General features: G+C 47.7%; 17 protein-coding genes. 8 read left to right on the plus strand and 9 right to left on the minus strand.

The window, feature by feature from the left end:
• Nucleotides 1-37 precede the first annotated feature (37 nt).
• A complete protein-coding gene (locus tag NSS94_RS22845) occupies nt 38-742 on the minus strand; it encodes a Crp/Fnr family transcriptional regulator (protein WP_029518525.1) in 705 nt (234 codons plus the stop codon).
• Between the two features lie 59 nt (nt 743-801).
• Nucleotides 802-1227, minus strand: a complete 426-nt coding sequence (locus tag NSS94_RS22850; protein ID WP_069010024.1) for a DMT family transporter — start codon at nt 1225-1227, stop codon at nt 802-804.
• Nucleotides 1228-1457: 230 nt separating this feature from the next.
• Between NSS94_RS22850 and NSS94_RS22855 the strand changes: the two genes are divergently transcribed.
• Nucleotides 1458-2954 carry a phospholipase D family protein gene (locus tag NSS94_RS22855; RefSeq protein ID WP_069010025.1) on the plus strand — a complete coding sequence of 499 codons (1497 nt, stop codon included), beginning with the start codon at nt 1458-1460 and terminating at the stop codon, nt 2952-2954.
• 35 nt (nt 2955-2989) lie between these two features.
• Here NSS94_RS22855 and cls read toward each other — a convergent pair whose 3' ends face one another.
• Nucleotides 2990-4501 (minus strand): cardiolipin synthase, encoded by a 1512-nt coding sequence (cls, locus tag NSS94_RS22860; protein WP_029518528.1) that lies wholly within the window; start codon nt 4499-4501, stop codon nt 2990-2992.
• 204 nt (nt 4502-4705) lie between these two features.
• Between cls and NSS94_RS22865 the strand changes: the two genes are divergently transcribed.
• From NSS94_RS22865 to NSS94_RS22880, 4 genes are read left to right on the plus strand one after another with little or no spacing between them, the layout of a single operon-like run.
• The gene (locus NSS94_RS22865) at nt 4706-5299 is read left to right on the plus strand and encodes a TetR/AcrR family transcriptional regulator (RefSeq protein WP_069010026.1); all 594 of its coding nucleotides are present in this window, start codon (nt 4706-4708) and stop codon (nt 5297-5299) included.
• A 44-nt stretch (nt 5300-5343) separates the two neighbouring features.
• The gene (locus NSS94_RS22870) at nt 5344-5685 is read left to right on the plus strand and encodes a DMT family transporter (protein WP_013312354.1); all 342 of its coding nucleotides are present in this window, start codon (nt 5344-5346) and stop codon (nt 5683-5685) included.
• On the plus strand, nt 5685-5999 hold the full coding sequence (locus NSS94_RS22875) for a DMT family transporter (protein ID WP_013312355.1): 315 nt from the start codon (nt 5685-5687) through the stop codon (nt 5997-5999). The genes NSS94_RS22870 and NSS94_RS22875 overlap by 1 nt, the downstream gene beginning before the upstream one ends.
• 56 nt (nt 6000-6055) lie before the next feature.
• Nucleotides 6056-6988 carry a 1-phosphofructokinase family hexose kinase gene (locus tag NSS94_RS22880; RefSeq protein ID WP_322251510.1) on the plus strand — a complete coding sequence of 311 codons (933 nt, stop codon included), beginning with the start codon at nt 6056-6058 and terminating at the stop codon, nt 6986-6988.
• A gap of 257 nt (nt 6989-7245) precedes the next feature.
• On the opposite strand, the gene NSS94_RS22885 is transcribed toward NSS94_RS22880, so the two are convergent.
• Nucleotides 7246-7860, minus strand: coding sequence for a LysE/ArgO family amino acid transporter (locus NSS94_RS22885; protein ID WP_069010028.1), 615 nt, complete (start codon nt 7858-7860; stop codon nt 7246-7248).
• A gap of 85 nt (nt 7861-7945) precedes the next feature.
• Nucleotides 7946-8626 (minus strand): molybdenum cofactor guanylyltransferase, encoded by a 681-nt coding sequence (gene mobA / locus NSS94_RS22890; protein ID WP_069010029.1) that lies wholly within the window; start codon nt 8624-8626, stop codon nt 7946-7948.
• A gap of 197 nt (nt 8627-8823) precedes the next feature.
• On the opposite strand from mobA, the gene NSS94_RS22895 reads away from it, so the two are divergent.
• Nucleotides 8824-10032 (plus strand): MFS transporter, encoded by a 1209-nt coding sequence (locus NSS94_RS22895; RefSeq protein WP_318627946.1) that lies wholly within the window; start codon nt 8824-8826, stop codon nt 10030-10032.
• A 199-nt stretch (nt 10033-10231) separates the two neighbouring features.
• Here the strand turns inward: NSS94_RS22895 and NSS94_RS22900 are convergent, their stop codons facing one another.
• Nucleotides 10232-11950 (minus strand): glutamine--tRNA ligase/YqeY domain fusion protein, encoded by a 1719-nt coding sequence (locus tag NSS94_RS22900; protein WP_209018366.1) that lies wholly within the window; start codon nt 11948-11950, stop codon nt 10232-10234.
• A 168-nt stretch (nt 11951-12118) separates the two neighbouring features.
• On the opposite strand from NSS94_RS22900, the gene NSS94_RS22905 reads away from it, so the two are divergent.
• Nucleotides 12119-12844 (plus strand): copper amine oxidase, encoded by a 726-nt coding sequence (locus NSS94_RS22905; RefSeq protein WP_069010030.1) that lies wholly within the window; start codon nt 12119-12121, stop codon nt 12842-12844.
• Nucleotides 12845-12928: 84 nt separating this feature from the next.
• Nucleotides 12929-13477, plus strand: a complete 549-nt coding sequence (locus NSS94_RS22910) for a GNAT family N-acetyltransferase (protein WP_029518539.1) — start codon at nt 12929-12931, stop codon at nt 13475-13477.
• Nucleotides 13478-13574: 97 nt separating this feature from the next.
• On the opposite strand, the gene NSS94_RS22915 is transcribed toward NSS94_RS22910, so the two are convergent.
• The 3 genes from NSS94_RS22915 to NSS94_RS22925 all read right to left on the minus strand — a co-directional run bounded on the left by NSS94_RS22915 (nt 13575) and on the right by NSS94_RS22925 (nt 17603).
• Nucleotides 13575-14069, minus strand: coding sequence for a GNAT family N-acetyltransferase (locus NSS94_RS22915; RefSeq protein ID WP_069010031.1), 495 nt, complete (start codon nt 14067-14069; stop codon nt 13575-13577).
• Between the two features lie 104 nt (nt 14070-14173).
• Nucleotides 14174-15424 carry an MFS transporter gene (locus NSS94_RS22920; RefSeq protein WP_341040429.1) on the minus strand — a complete coding sequence of 417 codons (1251 nt, stop codon included), beginning with the start codon at nt 15422-15424 and terminating at the stop codon, nt 14174-14176.
• A 46-nt stretch (nt 15425-15470) separates the two neighbouring features.
• On the minus strand, nt 15471-17603 hold the full coding sequence (locus tag NSS94_RS22925; RefSeq protein WP_341040192.1) for a molybdopterin-containing oxidoreductase family protein: 2133 nt from the start codon (nt 17601-17603) through the stop codon (nt 15471-15473).
• Between the last annotated feature and the right edge of the window lie 356 nt (nt 17604-17959).

Consider the following 17959-nt stretch of genomic DNA (forward strand, 5'->3'; position numbering starts at 1 on the left):
TCCTTGATATTCTTCTGTTTTTTACTACATGCTCCTATTACAATGATTCATAAATATTATGTCCTGCCAGTTCACTCAAACCTTTTCTGTCCCGAATGACGATATAGCCTTTTGTCCGTTCAACCCATCCATCTTCAATCATTTTGCGAATAACACGGTTGAGATGTCTATAGCTGGTTCCGATCAAATTCGCCACATCTACCAGACTGGATGCCCGTAATTCCTCATGAAAAGCTGTATTCGATTCGTCAAAAGAAACCGATAGCAGGTAGCTCGCCAGTCTGACTTCCACCGGATACATGAGATTAAAACTGGAAAAGTCGGAGTCCAGGCAAAACTTTCGCGTGACAACATCCAATAGAAATTGCAGCAAAGGAGCATAGTCTTTGCCGTATTTGTTCATCCATTGGTGGTGAATACCGATCACATAGATCGGAGACACTGCCTCTACCGTGTTGATGACGTGACTATTCCGAATATATTCAACATCTCCTATGACCTCGATCGGTGTTTTGAAGCAAAGGATCAGGGTTTTCCCTTCTGTAGAACTGGTATAAATCTTGACCTTGCCCTGCACCAGTATATATAGATGCTCAATGGGATCCCCCTGTAAACAGAGCTTTTCCCCTTGCTCCAAACGATGCAACGACAAATAAGGATGTAGTGGCTCGTAGAGTATGGATTCCAACTCATGCAGCTGCAAAAAATATTTGAGCTGCTCTTGATCCTGAATTTCTCTCATTCCTAAGCTCACCTTCAATCTCTACATTCTAAGCTTTCTTTACAAGTTAAATTTCTATTTTAAAGCTTCAGAATAATTACACCCGCGATCATCATACCAATACCTATAAATTGTGGCAGCTTCATCTTTTGCTTCACTATACCGAACCATCCCTTAATATCTACCAGAAAGGTTAAACACAACTGCGCAATCAACAACGCCGAGATCGTGAACGTAACCCCAATATGTTGGATCGCCGTGACTTCACTAAATATAATAATAGCTGCAAAGGCACCGCCCCAAAGATACATTGGCTTCACCTGTTTCATTTCAGCCACATTGCCATCCCTTGTAAACATCCAGACTAATGCTGCCAAAATAAACCCTATTAGCTGAGTAACAGCAGCAGCCTGCCATGTACCAATATCCTGACTAATCCGTGTATTCGCTACACCTTGTAGCGTAATACACGCTCCTCCCAGAAAAGCAAACAAGATTCCTCTCATAAATCGTTATTCTCCCCATGTAAATGACTTTTCTATATATTAAATTATAGGGCAGACTCTCTATAAAGGACATATGTCCTCAACGAATAGTAAAACATCCTTCATTTCATTCAGTATCCGCGTCAATCCTGCACACTTGCGTTAATAACTTGACAGTATCCCATCATAAAACTGCATGTTCCGGCACGGTAAAACGGAATGCAGCATCCAATTGAGGAGTTGATCGTCATATGACTACACGTGATCCGCTGCATTCTAAGCCGGAATATCAAAGAAAATCCAGGCATAAGGGCCGTGCCCTTAAAATCGCCATTCTGGTACTTATCCTTTGGCTGATTGCCGTCATGCTGTATCAGACCCATAAACCCTTGCCTCCGTTCGTCTCTTATGAGAGCCAGGAGTATTCAACCCATGAGGTAAACTTCTGGACGGATTTGACCTATCCCACCGGGGATGGTAGTACTGCACAGCATGAAGGACAAATTTTGAAGCGTATGCTCGGGATCATTGATGAAGCCGAGCAATTTATCGTCATCGATCTGTTTCTGTTCAACGACTATAAGCATAAAGGTCAGCACTTCCCCCAAGTTAGCGCACAAATGACCGATCATCTTATTGCCAAAAAGAAAGCTCATCCTGATATGCCTATCTTTTTCATTACAGATGAAGTCAATACCAACTACAATTCTGCTCCCAACCCTTTGTTGGAAAATATGAAGCGAGCAGGGATTCAGGTCGTGCAGACCGATGTAGATCCCCTGCGGGACTCTACACCCATCTATTCGGCGGTGTGGCGTACCTTCTTCCAATGGTTCGGGCAGCAAGGCACAGGCTGGATTCCCAACCTGATGGCCAGTGACGGACCGGATGTTACGGCTCGCTCCTATCTTAAGCTGTTAAACGTCAAGGCCAATCACCGAAAATTGGTTGTCAGCGAACAGACAGCGCTCATTTCTACAGGCAATGTGCACGACGCGAGCGCCTACCACTCCAATGTAGCGCTGGAGGTGAAGGGGCCCATCATCGGAGACATTTTACAAACGGAACAGGCGGTGTTGGACTTTTCGGGCGGTGGGCAGCTTCCTGCCTATACACCACAGGCCGAACCCAAAGTTCCATCGAGTAAGGACAGCTATCGAATCAAATATCTAACTGAGGGCAAGGTGTACACCTCGGTTCTGGATGGCATCGGGCAGACGAAGAAAGGTGACAGCATTCATATGGGCATGTTTTATTTGGCTGACCGCAAAGTATTGAATAGCCTACTGGATGCCTCTGCGCGCGGTGTAAACATCCAATTACTGCTGGACCCCAATGAGAACGCGTTTGGTCAGGAAAAAATCGGCATCCCCAATCGTCCGGTCGCCCAAGAGTTGTCCGATAAATCGGGCGGGAACATTCAAATTCGCTGGTATCATACCACCCATGAGCAATTCCATACCAAACTGATTTATATCGCCAAGGCGCAAGGAGAGCATATCATTTGGGGTGGCTCTACCAATCTGACGCCCCGTAATCTGGATGATTTGAATCTGGAAAATGAATTGTGGGTGGCCGCTCCGGCGGACAGCAAGCTGACCCGACAGGTTGCGGCCTATTTCGATAAGCTATGGAATAATCAGGGGGCTGAATACAGCTTGGATCTAGCAGCTTACGAAGATCATTCAACATTTTGGAAAGATATTATATACCGTCTACAGGATATTTTAGGCTTTACTACATTTTAACTACCGAATAGTGCTGTAGCGAATTCGTTTATGACCTACAACAGCGGTGAAAGCAGCCGCGCGAGCGATTCCATCAAACGTTTGAACAGACGTTTTTTCATGAATTCTTCGCGTACGATCAGACTGGCAGAATGCAAATCTCGTTCGTAGTCTGTTACCATCTGCTGCACACTGTGCGTTTGAATTAACAGAGCGTTAACTTCAAAATTCAAATGAAAGCTACGCATATCCATATTGGCTGTCCCGATGGTCGCAACTTCCCCGTCAATGATGAGGAGCTTGGAGTGGAGGAACCCTTTTTCATATTCATATACCTTGACTCCAACCTCCAGTAACGACTGGAAGTACGAATGAGACGCGAGAAAAGGTAGCCATTTATCCGGTTTTGCGGGAAACAGAATACGTACGTCCAACCCGGACAAGGCAGCCATCCGTAAGGCAGTCAGGATATCTTCATCCGGGATAAAATAAGGAGTGGCAATCCAGACTGATTTTCGGGCGGACGTGATCATGGAGAAAAACAGATTTTTAAGCACTCTCCGCTCATTATCCGGGCCGCTAGCAATAATCTGCACGCCTCCGTCTGTAATGGGTTCAATACTGGGAGACAGATATTCGCTATCGAGCACCGACTCACCCGTCATGTGAAGCCAATCCTGTAGAAATATAAGCTGCAACGTCCGCACAGCTTCGCCCTTCACAATCATATGCGTATCACGCCAAAAGCCGTAGGCTTTGTTGCGGCTGAGATACTCATCTCCCACATTTAGACCACCAATTAATCCGATATTACCGTCGATGACTACAATTTTACGGTGATTACGATAGTTTACCCGGCTGGAGAAGAACAAGATCCGAGCGCCGCCGTACGCAACAACCTCTACTCCTGCATCTCTCATTTCTTTCAAAAATGACTTTGACAACTGAATACTGCCCACCGCATCGTACATAAACCGAACCTTAACACCCGCTTTAGCCTTTTCAATCAAAATTTTCTGAATGCTGGTACCGATATCATCCGAACGGAAAATGTAATATTCCATATGGATATGATGCTGCGCCTTGCGCAGCTCTTCTAGCAAAGTGGAGAAGGTTTCATCTCCATTGTTCAGAATTTGAGTTTCGGTCGCAAAATAAATCGGGGAGCGGGCCAGTCTGCGGGCCAAACGCATCAACTGCTGCTGCTCATCTGTAAAGCAGGTCAGATCCCGTTTGACTCGCAAAGCATCCTTTTCTATGCGGTCGTAAGCCTGTTGGTCACGCAATGCCTTTTTATCATACTTGCGACGCTTGAATACATTTTGCCCAAACAGAAAATAGAGAGGAAGTCCAACGACTGGCAGCAATGCCAGCAGCAAAATCCAGGACATCGTAGTGGAGGGATTACGATTCTCCGTAAAAATAATCAGACTGATGGAGATCACTGTCAGGGTGGAAAAAATACTGATGACAGTTCCTTCATTTTTGCCGATGTAATTAAACAAGCCAAAATAATAAATAATAAACACCATAGCCGCGATCAATACGGCTAGTAAGCTTCGCCTCATAACTAACCTCACTTCCAGTGGACTGCATTCGACAAGTATTCTTCATTATATTGTACATGAGCCCCTTATTTCTTCCCACTTTTTTATTAAAATGTTGATAAAAAAATCCAAAGAAAAGCTTTATACAAAACACAATGATGCTGGGTTGACACTTACTTTTTTTCGTGCAAGAATAAACTAACGAACGTTAGGTAGGTGACAATAATGGGAATGGAAGAGATTCGAAAGGCCGCTCTTTTTCAATTTGCCACCAATGGGTATGAAGGAGCATCCTTGAGCAGTATTGCCGCTGAGGTCGGTATCCGAAAACCGTCTATATACGCGCATTTCCAAGGCAAAGAGGATCTGTTCCTACAGGTAGCGAGGTATGCTTTTCAAGAGCAGAATCTACGTATTTTCGAGTACTTTACGGAACGTAAAGATCAGCCGCTTAAGCATACCCTGCATGACTTCTTGTTTTGGATGGGACAGGAATATGAGAGCAACGACTCAGCCAAGTTTATGCTTCGCTTTTCCTTCTTTCCGCCTGTATCGTTGTATAACGAGGTGCTGGATATTGTTAATCCTTTTCTGGACAAAATGGAGCGAAAATTAACTCGTCACCTCCGTAATGCACGGGATCGGGAACCCTTTGGGCATATGGAGCCAGTGGATGTGGCTTTAGCCTTTATGACACTGGTGGACGGAGTCATGGTGGAGCTCCTGTACAGTGGAAGCGTCAACTACCACCGAAGACTGGACGCTGCATGGCCTATTTTTTGGCGTGGGATTACGTTAACCTCACCTCATGAAGCATGAAGCCGTCGAACTTATAAAATTTATTTTTGAGGAGAATATTCATCATGAATCGCAGTTGGATTTACGTCTTTGTTGGCGGCCTGATTGAGGTCGTATGGGTATCGGGTTTGAAGCATGCGGATTCTATACTCGCCTGGGCTGTAACCGTGCTGGCTGTGGTGGCCAGCTTTTATTTGATCATGAAGGCTGCGAAGCGTTTGCCTGTAGGCACGGTATATGCTGTATTTACTGGACTAGGGACAGGGGGAACGGTCGTAGGCGAAATGCTGCTATTCGGGGAACCGTTTCAATGGTCCAAAACGCTGTTAATCGCCCTTTTGCTGGCAGGTGTGGTCGGCCTGAAGTTAGTTACCGACCGTGATGTTCAGGAAGGGAGTGGCGCATAATGGCTTGGATTGCTTTGGTTATCGCGGGATGCTCGGAAGTATTAGGAGTCATTGGTATGAAGGGAGTTACGGTGGGCAAAGGCTGGAAGTCCTTAGTGCTTATGGTCTTATCCTTTGTTCTTAGCTTTTCCCTGCTCAGCTATGCCATGAAAAGTTTGCCTATGGGGACTTCCTATGCGGTATGGACAGGCATCGGAACGGTTGGTAGCACGATTACAGGCATGTTCTTGTACGGTGAACAAAAAAGCGTACTGCGTGTCTTATTCATCGCCATGATTCTTGCCGCAGCATTGGGATTAAAGCTAATATCTTAGCATAAGCGAATGGCACCAAATGCTGCAAATTGCTGATCTTAAAGGAGTGATGCCTTGTGATTACCACCGTAACGCTTAACGCGGCTGTGGATAAAATCTACACAGTTGCAGGCTTCGGTTTGAATGCCGTCCACCGCATTGAAGGCGGCCTGACGGTACCGGGCGGCAAGGGCGTGAATGCCGCCCGCGTCATTCGCACACTAGGCGAGCCAGTACGAGCAACCGGGTTTGCTGCCGGACACACCGGACGGCTGCTCATTGACGGGTTGAGCGCGGAAGGCGTAAGCGCCGATTTCATTGAAACGGCACATGGGGAGACCCGTCTCGCCATTACCGTGCTCGACCCGTCCGCGCGCACGCAGACCGAGCTGATTGAGAGCGGACCGACCGTTGGGCCGCTTGAATTAGCCGCACTGCGGCGCAAAATCGAGACCCTTGCCGAAGATTCGGCTTGGGTCGTATTCTCCGGCAGCCTGCCACCCGGCTGCCCGCCCGATCTATACGCCGAGCTGTGCACGCTAGCGAAGGCGCGCGGCGCGCGGGTGGCGCTGGACGCGAGCGGTGAGGCGCTGCGCTTGGGGCTGCGCGGAAAACCCGACCTCGTGAAGCCTAACGAGGACGAGGCCGCCCACTTCGCGGGGATCGACGCAGCGCGTCCGGATGCCGCTGAAGCGGCGGCAGCGAAGCTGCTGGACGCCGGAGCGCAGCTGGCCGTCATCTCGCTCGGCGCGAGCGGGGCGCTGGCGGTAACGCACAATGCGCGCTACCGCGTGAGCCTGCCAGACGCGGACATTGTCAGCGCGCTCGGCAGCGGTGACGCCATGGTCGCCGGCCTGGTCACCGGCGCGGCGACGGGGCTGGATCTCCCTGCCATGCTACGGCAGGGAGCGGCCTGCGGCACAGCGGCAGCTCTGCACGCCATGGCCGGGAAGATCGAGCTCCAGGACGTGAAGCGTCTGGAGCAAGGCATTACGGTGACGCTGTTGTAATTCAGCGTCACTTTTTTATTTCATCTACACATTCGCTCATTTTCATACCACAAACACAGTTGTTCCGATTCCGAATGTTCTATATTCCAACTATGCGCTTTTCCGATTTACAATCCATCCAACCCTCGGGACGCCCGAATTGCAGGCGGTATAAATGGTGCAGGCTGTCTGGCCTTTATGCTATTTTTGATCGGTGTTCCCTTTGCTTTGAGCGGGGTGTTCGCTGTATTGAAGTATTTCCTCTAACAAGGATTGGGTCACATACTGGTAATGAAATTTATCGCCATATAAATGGCCAAGCCTAAAATAATCAGTGCCGATATTTTGTTGAGCACAGTCCCAAACTTCCCTTCTGAATCCATACGTCCCACGAGACGCCCCGCCGTTGCCAGACCGATAAACCATATCCAAGATACGGACACGGCGGCTAGACCAAAGGCCCAGCGTTCCCCGCCGTCATATTGAAGGGAGCTGGTTCCAATTACGCCAACCGTGTCCAGTATGGCATGTGGATTCAATAGCGATACCGAAGCGGCAAAAATCATCTGTTGTTTCGGCCGCATCGCCTGACTTTCTCCCGAGGAAGCTGCCTTCGATCTCCATAAAGTCCAGGCCATATACAGCAGAAACAAACAGCCCGCCGCATAGAGTACGTTCGTGAGCCATAGAAATTGCTGCAAAATAAGAGATACGCCCCCAACCGCAAGCGTAATCAGGATTGTGTCACAGACACCCGCTGTTATGACAGCAGGCAATGCATTGCGAAACCGCGACTGGCACGCCCCTTGATTAAACACAAATACATTTTGTACCCCCAAAGGCAAAATCAAACCCAGCGCCAATAAAAGGGCATGGATAATAGCTTCCAGCATAAATATATTCCCCCAAATTTAACCCATTATATTTCTCTGGTATTTTCTCTCCTAAATAGTCCCTGAACAGGAAGCTTGTACGTTCCTAATCCTCTTGCATTTCCTTTAAATTCTTCACGCTCTGCGTGGTCTGTTTTATACTATGCTTCAACTGCTCTATAGCAAGCTGGTAGTCCTGCGGATTGTTCATATTGAACACTGCCTTATGCCACATGTCTTCACTCACTCCCGGCAAATCTTCTACTGTCGCATAACGAACGTTCAGCTTGTCCAACCAATCGGTGAGACGAAGCCGTCCACTACGCAAACATTCCTCGGCAGACGGTAGCACGCTCCGATGGTATACAGCCAGCAACGGGTGTATACGTCCATTCATAGAAGGTATCACTGCTTGCAATGCTGGTTCCCTCGTTCCTTGCAACTCCGTCCACTTCTTAGTTACAGCGAGCAGATCATGTAGCACCTTTGGCTGTACAAAAGGCATATCACAAGCGACAACCATCCCCCACTCCGTAGTAGATGCAGATAATCCTGCATGGATACCACTCAAGGGCCCCATACCCCGAAAAACATCAGACACAGTTTCCATACCACTCAGGCCATATCCTTGGTTGTCACGAGTGACTACTACAACCCGCTGGGCCGCCTGCTGCAATGTAGTATACATCCGTTCAAGCATAGTGGCTCCATCAATCTCAAGCAGAGCCTTATCCTGTCCCATTCGTCTGGAACGTCCTCCTGCGACGATAATACCAGTCACTTTCACAAATATGCCCTCCTTTTTTTCTGAAAACAATTGCAAATGTGCATCATGAACTTTTTGAACAAAATTTAATTATTACATAATTGTTAATTAATTGGTTTGTTAACCCTTTCAACACATGATACATTGGAATAAAGAACCTCCCACAGATCGGCATCGATGCGCAGTTCTCTATCGGGCTAAGAAAGGAATGGCTTGTCTTGCAAAAGAGAGAAATTCAAGAGACTCCTCTATATTCCTTAAAACTGTATAATTTTTTTCTATATGGAGCTATGGTCATTTTCTCCAGCTTCTTCCCGTTGTATCTGCAAGATATCGGCATGGACAAGCTGGAGATCGGGAGTCTGATGGCCATCGGACCTTTTGTATCCGTATTCGCGAACCCTTTTTGGGGCTATACAAGCGACCGAAGCCGTAACCTCCGACGTATTCTGCTATTTATGATTATAGGTACCTTGTTATTGCTGCAAGCTTTATTTCATGTCCATACGTATATCATGATTTATGTGTCGATGATTGGTTTTTATTTTTTTCAAAGCCCTTTATTTGCCCAAAGCAATAGCCTAATTCTCAGCTATATTGAGGGCACAGACCGGAAATTCGGCTCATTCCGTATATGGGGCTCCTTCGGCTGGGCTGTGACAGCAGCAGTTGCCGGCATCGTAATTGACCAAACGGGGATATCCAGCATATCCACCATCTTTACGGTACTTCTTCTAGCTGCATTGATCTGCACCTTGTCGATTCCACCACTGAAAAGCACTGTGGAGACAGCAACCATTCATTTGCGTGGCTTTGGCAGTGTTTTAATGAACGGATACTTTATATCCTTTATTTTATTGGGGATCCTTGTATCCATCCCGAATTCGATCAACAGCGCCTTTATGTCCCTGTACATCACCGAGCTGGGTGGGTCCAAACAGATGCTTGGTTTTGCTGTTTTTATGTCATCGGTATTCGAAATTATTGTATTTTTGCTGTTTGATCGCTTCTTGAAGAAAAGAATGACCGTAATGGTCGGCTGTTTGGCACTCGTCAGTTTGCTGTTTGCCTTACGTTGGGAACTGATGGCTCTGGCCACAGACCCGATTCAGATCGTGTTCATTCAGGCACTTCATTGCGTCACCTTCGGTGGATACTTCTATGTAGGCACCCAGTTGACCGTCCTATTTACCCCTGCAGCATACCGATCATCCGGACAGGCCGTATATACCTTGACCTGGAGTGGTATATCCGGTATCGTAGCAGGTTTTGCGGGAGGTTGGCTATTCCAGAACTTTGGTGGAGAAATGATGTACCATGCAGGGGTGTTCTTCGCCCTACTTGGATCTGCGGGATTCGCTATCATGTGGTATATGCTGTACAAGAACGGTTATCAGCCAGGACTGCCAGCGGGCACAAACGAATAGAAGAAGTCCCTTAACAACACTAGAGGAATGAGGTATCCTCTCTTCCCTTCTGGCTTGTTAGCAAAGACAATAGAGTATCGTCAAGTCAATGATCATGTATAAAGAGTGTGCATGCGTAAAATAAAGGAGTCTGCCGACGGCAGACTCCTTTTCAACTTGGTCGCACGAAGCTACCATCTCTCCCACACTTTCCAACAGCCTATTGCTTAGGCAATTGGAAAGAGCTTTTCAACGATACAACACGGTTAAATACAGGCTCACCCGGTTTGGAAAGCTTCGGATCGACACTGAAATAACCATGTCGGAAAAATTGGAACTTGTCCTGTGATTGAGCTTCTTTCATGTTCGGCTCGACATAGCCATGAGCAATTTCCAATGAGTTCGGATTCAATTGGTCAAGGAATGTTTTTTCTGATGCATCCTCTTCAATCTCATCCGTGTCCTCTGCGTTAATCAAAGGCTCATACAAACGGAATTCGGCAGGAACCGCTTGAGTAGCCTCTACCCAGTGAATCGTGCCTTTCACTTTACGTCCCGTAAAGCCTGATCCGCTCTTGGTTTCTACATCATAGGTACAGTGGATTTCCGTTACATTTCCGTCTGCGTCCTTAATCACATCGTTGCATTTAATGAAGTAAGCATGCTTGAGACGTACTTCATTACCAGGGAACAAACGGAAGTATTTGCTCGGCGGATTCTCCATGAAGTCCTCACGCTCGATATAAATTTCCCGGGAAAACGGAATTTGGCGTGTACCGAGTTCCGGATTTTCCGTATTATTTTCCGCCTCCAGCATTTCAACTTGTCCTTCAGGATAGTTTGTGATAACCACCTTCAACGGATCTATGACTGCCATGGTGCGAGGTGCCTTAAGCTTCAAATCCTCACGTACAAAATGCTCCAGCACCTGCAAATCAATGACTCCGTAGGCTTTGGAAATACCTGTCTCATATACGAAGCTGCGGATGGCCTCCGGTGTATAGCCGCGACGACGTAAACCGGAAATCGTCGGCATACGAGGATCATCCCAACCATCTACGTGCTTTTCATCGACCAGAAGCTTGAGCTTACGTTTGCTGGTTACGGTTTGAGCCAGGTTCAGCCGTCCAAATTCGTATTGGTGCGGTACCTTTTCCATTTCACATTCAGCTACAACCCAATCATACAGCGGGCGTTGATCTTCGAATTCCAGCGAACAGAGCGAGTGCGTTACTCCCTCAATCGCATCTTCCAGCGGATGAGCATAGGAGTACATTGGATAGATACACCATGTGTCGCCTGTATTGTGATGTGCTGTGTGTGAAATACGGTAAATAATCGGATCACGTAAATTAATGTTTCCCGAAGCCATATCAATTTTGGCACGCAGCACCTTTTCACCATTTTGGTATTTGCCTGCACGCATCTCTTCAAACAGCTTCAGATTATCTTCCACACTGCGATCCCGATAAGGACTATTTTGCCCCGGTTCGGTCAGTGTGCCACGAGTTTCACGGATTTGGTCCGCGCTTTGATCATCCACATAAGCTTTACCCTTTTGGATCAGCAGGATGGCACGCTTGTACATTTCTTCGAAATAATTGGAGGCAAAATGTTTTTCCTCCCATTCATAACCGAGCCACTTCACGTCCTCCTGAATGGAGTTCACGTATTCCGTGTCTTCCTTCGCCGGATTGGTGTCGTCAAAACGCAGATTGGTGCGTCCTCCGAATTCATCTCCCAACGAGAAATTGATCCAGATAGCTTTGGCATGTCCAATATGCAAATATCCGTTAGGTTCAGGCGGAAATCGTGTAACAACCTCCTTTACCTTACCCGTACGTAGATCCTCTTCAATAACATTTTTAATAAAATTGGGGGGAGTGATCGGCTTCTCCACGCTAATCAACCTTTCTTCCGTATAATCTGTGTAAAACATGTTCCCTTAAATATACCCTTTCACACCGCATAACTCAATAAAATGAAAATCCTTATGCTCTCTTCAGCAAAAAAAGTGACAAGTTATGAAAAAGAGTTAACATTTTCGGCAAATAAATTCGTTATAGTGTATATATCTTTTATTTTGCCCGGAAAAGGAGACCCACCCGTGTTTAAGCTGCTCATTGTGATCCTGCTGTCTATGCTTTTGTCCTCTTCCGTCATGACTTCCGGCCATCCTTCACCGGACCCGGTGAACGGAACTGTACAATCTCGTCCACTAGCCAGCGCTTCAGAAGACTCATCCGTCCGCTTATATGCTGTTAGTCCGTCACAGGGATTATTCCATTCAGCTGTATTGGAAATCGGCCAACAACGCCACACATTCCGATGGTCGGGCTCGGCAGATATCTCCACCGCACCACAATTATATTATAGGGATGTGAATGGGGATGGTGTGCGTGAAGCCGTCGTGGTCCTCACGCGTGCCTCGGGAACGGGTGTCGAATTGCAGGAGTTGCATATTGTTAACGCACGGACGATGGAAGAATATGCAGTCGAATCGGCAGCAGATGCTGTGTCCCAGCGCGTTCACAGCTCAGTGGAGCCACGTGACCACAACCGCCAGGTTCATATTGCTGTCACGATTGACGGTGTCACACACACGATGGACCCTAAAGCATCAGTATTTTACGATGATCCAGCCCAATTTACAAAGCATCTCGATTTTAGCTCTGTCGTAATGTATGATGCCGAACAGCTTCCTCTGCAAGCCACTGTATCTGGCAGTGTATCCCCAACCGAATTTGTAGGGGATTTGGATCTGAGATATGTATACGAGCATGAACGGTTCCGGGTGGGACCTATTGAATTTGAAGCTTCCTCTCCCTTTTGACGACTCTCGCAGAATAAGGTAGCATGGGATTAAATGCTAGACTGGCTGGTTTAGCGATTTTCCGAGTGAAAGAGGGGATCAATCATGTTTACATATGCGTTGGACGAACGCACAGTCCTTCGGCCGCTCACCAAGGAGCATGTGCAGCCTCTGTTTGAGCTGATCGAAATGTCCCGTGACCGCCTGCGTCAATGGCTTCCATGGGTAGACTCTACCACGGAAATCAGCCACACAGAGCAGTTCGTGCAGGGCGCCTTGAAACAAGCCGCAGAGAACGGTAGTCTGACCGCCGGAATTTGGATAGACAACGAGCTTGCTGGCATCATCAGCTACCATGAGATCAATTGGACTCACCGCTCCGTTAGCATCGGATACTGGCTTGGACACGGGTACGAAGGACAAGGTCTAATGACCAGCGCCTGCCGCGTATTCGTTGAATATGCTTTGATGGAGCTGGACTTGCACCGGGTCGAAATCCGCTCTGCAACGACGAACCGCCGTAGCCGCGGTATTCCGGAACGTTTGGGCTTTGTGCTCGAAGGCATTGTACGCGAAGCGGAATTGCTGCCCGACGGCTACATGAACCACGCAGTGTACGGTATGCTCCAAAATGAATGGAAGCAACTTCGGTAATATTGTATTGTACAACAACGCCGCAGACCTGAGCAGGTCTGCGGCGTTGTTGGTTTAGGCCGGGCATACAACCGAATTGCTGTCTGTAGCCTCCCGCCTATTTTAAGAAATAGGCCATTAACACATCATCTACGAATTGGCCTGCTATGTAAAACTCCTCATGCAAACGTCCTTCAATCGCGAAACCACTTTTTTCATAAAACATAAGGGCTTCCGTGTTGCATGAGAGTACACGCAAACTCAACTTACGTATGCCCTCCGCAGCTGCAATATCCTTCATGGAGTTCATGAGTGCCGTCCCAATGCCTTTGCGATGATAAGCTGGATGTACAGCTATATTTATTTCGAGTACATGACAATTACTAGCCAACAGCGTTGGAGGACGAAATCCAATATACCCGCAGAGTACTTCCTGTTCGATGGCGACCAGTTGAGAGCCTGGAGGCGTATTACGCAGAAACTCCCCGCGCGACTTCCAGGACAGCGAGGCGGGAGCCGTGCGTTCATTCCATACCAATTCATCCAGCGCAATCAGATCAGGAGCATCCTTCATCTCCGAATGACGTATCGTCAAGAGTTGACTTGTAAACAATTCCTTTCAATCCTTCCTGTGAAGGCTTTCCTGAAGCAATAACTACAATCATCCGTCACTTATTGTACCATAATTACAGCATAATACTGCATTTTTATTAGGACTTAAGAACTGGGAACATCCGCCTTGGACGTCATAGTATTCAAAGTATCCGAATGATGCCGGTAACGGTTCAACCAGCTATGCAGGACGAAAAACAGGATCGACAACACCGCTACGCCTGATGCAAGCCAAAGTGTAGGTGGTAACCCACCGCCATCATACAATTTCCCCATAATATAAGGCCCCATTACCCGTCCGGCTGCGCCAATGCCCCCCACAAGCCCAATGTAAAAGGGTGCACCCCGACCTCCATGATCAGACAGGAATGCTGGAACCGCAGGTGCGATCAGCATTTCTCCCAGGGTCGCCAGAACCATAGCGAATATCATCCCAGTATAGTTCTGTGTGCCCAGCATGACAATATAAGCCGCCAAATAAAATCCTCCGGCCCATGTCATTTGCGCTGAAGCGTGATGAGCGTACAGGCGTTTTATCCAAAAAATAATGGGTTGTGCGGCAAAAATAAGGATACCATTCAGTGTCCATAGTAACCCATACATCGTTTTAGGCAAACCCTGCTCAATAATATGGGGAGACACTCCTGTATTCCAGATCGAATTGCCGAACCATAAAAAAAGTGAGCCTAACCCCACAAAGAGATACAATCTGGTATCACGAAACAGCAAACGAGCTGGGATTTCCTCTCTTTTCTTCACAGACTTGCTGAGCTGTACTTCTCCCTCTTCCCGATCCACCCTGCTTAGATAAGACCAGAAGAATCCGGCAAATACCGCAGAAGTCACTCCGTTCATCACAAAGCTGAGCTGATAGGAGAGGTCAGCCAGAACGCCACTCAATCCCGTACCCACTGCAACCCCAATATTGTTAGCGACATAAATAATATTAAATAGCTCTCCACGACGGTCAGCGAAACGAAAACCTACAAACGCCTGAATCGCAGGTACAGATACGACATTAAAAAAGCCGATAAAGCCCATCATGATGACAAACGCTACCCAATGACCGCTGGTAAATGGAAGCGCGAGAAGTCCCAGCGCGTTCATCGCGAGTGAGCCAACAATCAGCTTCTTGGCTCCAATACGGTGATAGAGGGCTCCGCCCAACACTTGACCAAAAATTCCGCCCAGAGACTGCACTAAAATCGCAATTCCTGCATCTCCCATACTACGGTTTAGCTCGTCAAACACATACATGCTAACCAACGGCCACATCACGGAACTTCCAGCAGAATTAATCAGGCTGGCAATGAGAAACACTTTCACTTCTTTCGGATAAGACTCCAACCATTTCATATCTTTTGTTTCTCCTTTTGCATCTGACGCCATAAAAGGCATAATCTCATTGGCGCTTCACATTCACCACCGTTGAGAAGAAAGTAGCCCCCTGTCCCATATCCGACAGCCGATCAGAGGTTAACACATTGACACGCTGTCTGCGTCCTTTGCCTTCCCACCATAATCCCTGACTAATCACTGTACCGGGCAGCATCAGATCGGTGACTTTGGCTTTCAGCTCATACGTCCCCCGATCATTCCATACGGTAACCGGCTCCCCGTCCGCGATGCCTCTTGTCTGAGCATCCTCCGGGTGAATTTGTAGCAAGGGCTCCCGCTCCAGTCGCTGATGCTTGGGCAAGTTAGCGAAAGTAGAATTCAGAAAATTATGGTTTGGCGGTGAAATAAACATTAATGGATACCGCTCGTCCGCTTGCGGTCGGTGCTCTCCGTCGTACCCTTCAATCAGCGGCACATAAGAAGGCATCGCGGGCAGACCTGCTTGTTTCATTTTTTCCGAATATAGCTCAATCTTGCCTGAAGGCGTGGTTAAACGATCCAAATAAGTGGCCTTTGGCGTCATATCAAGCTTTACAAAAGGTGACTTCTTTAAGGCTTCCAAGGTCACACCGTTGAGATAAGGGTTCGTTGGATTATCAAGCGCGCCTGCGATCATCTCCTCTTCACTTTCCGTAAAGGCAGCTTCATCAAAGCCCATTGCCCGTCCAAGCAGGCTAAACAGCTCATAATTGCTTTTGCTTTCCCCAAGCGGATCAATGACGGGCTGCTGCATTTGGATATAGTGGTGCCAGTACGATTTGTATAGATCTGTTCCTTCAAAAGAAGACGCGGCAGGCAGCACAATATCTGCATAGCGGGCCGTATCGGTTAGGAATAGGTCATGAACGACTGTGAACAAATCCTCTCGTTCAAATCCTTTAGTCACCCGTTCCGAATCGGGGGCTACAACTACCGGATTACTGCAATATACGAATAACGCCTTAATCGGCTGTTCCTTCTGTAGCAGCGCTTCTCCGATCCGGTTCATGTTAATCATCCGGGCATCCGGGTTCTGTCGCAGATCAGGACGCTCCAGATGGGCGCTGTTAATCTTGGCATAAGCGCCGTTGGAGCGTGACGCTCCCCCGCCGTGCTTCAGCCATTGTCCAGTGAGCGCAGGCAAGCATGTAACCGCACGTACGTTCATACCGCCATTATCATGATGCTGAAGCCCATTACCGATATTGATATACGCTGCTCTTGCAGTTCCGTACATTTCCGCCAAACGGATAATATCCGCTTCCGGCACGCCGGTAATCCGCGAAACTCGCTCTGGTGTATATGTCTTAACATGCTCGCGCAGTTCCTCATGACCTACTGTGTAGCGATGTAAAAATTCGTCGTCCGTCAGTCCTTGAGCGAACAGTACATTCATAACACCCAGCGCGAGCGCTGTATCCGTCCCCGGATATAACGGAATGAACCAATCCCCCCATTGCGCCGTCCGGTTACGATGAACGTCAATAACGACCACCTTAGCACCTTTTTTACGTGCTTTCTCAGCCAAAACGACCTGATGCATGTTGGTGCTAATGACATTACCACCCCACACAATAATGAGGTCTGCATCCTCCGTGTCCTCCGGGCTGGTGCCGCCCTTAAAACCCATAACGGACGCCCAGCCTTCATTCCCAGCCACGCTGCAAATCGTCTGATCCAGTTGGCTTGAACCCAGCGCATTAAAAAATCGGCGATCCATTCCATCCACACTCAATACGCCCATATTGCCATAAAAGCTGTAGGGGAGAATAGATTCCGGTCCGTCCGTACGGATCAGCTCCTTGAACCGACCTGTAATGGTATTGACCGCCTCCTCCCAGCTAATTCGTTCAAACTTCCCTTCTCCTTTGGGGCCTATACGCTTCAACGGATAGAGCACCCGATCAGGATCATATACCCGCTCCGTCATATTGCGAACTTTGTTACAAATAGCCCCTTTGGTAATGGGATGATCTGGGTTTCCAGTCACCTTGATTATCTTTCCTTTTTCCTTGTGAAGCAGGAGCCCACACGTATCCGGGCAATCTAACGGGCATACAGCCGGAAAAATACCGTCCTGCTGCTCCGTCATCCGCTGTCCCCCTTGTAAGTCTTGTTGAAGCGTGGCCTCACGAGGCGCGCTATTGCGATGATCCATAGTGTTGATGCTCCTTTCCGTTACCGTTTCCAAAAATTACACTGATCTTATCATATCCACAGCTTTGGCCGATGGCAAGAGAAGGATTTTCCCACACAGCCGCTCTCCAAAATATTAAAAAAATCCGTCTGCTGCATAGAGCAAAACGGATTTTTTAAGAATTATAATTTTTTTCAACATCCTGTTTCATCATATCTTACTGAGGGTAAAAAAGATCAAGGCATCATGGACGAGAGCACACTCATCCTCCATGCCAAATCATGGACCACTCCCAAAAAAATCCGCCATGACAGGTTTCGTTCCCCCGGGCCTGTCATGGCGGATTTGCTTTGTTCATTGCTGTTTAAAGTACTGTG

It is taken from the genome of Paenibacillus sp. FSL L8-0644 (genome assembly GCF_038008165.1).
In the GTDB taxonomy this organism is placed as follows: domain Bacteria; phylum Bacillota; class Bacilli; order Paenibacillales; family Paenibacillaceae; genus Paenibacillus; species Paenibacillus polymyxa_D.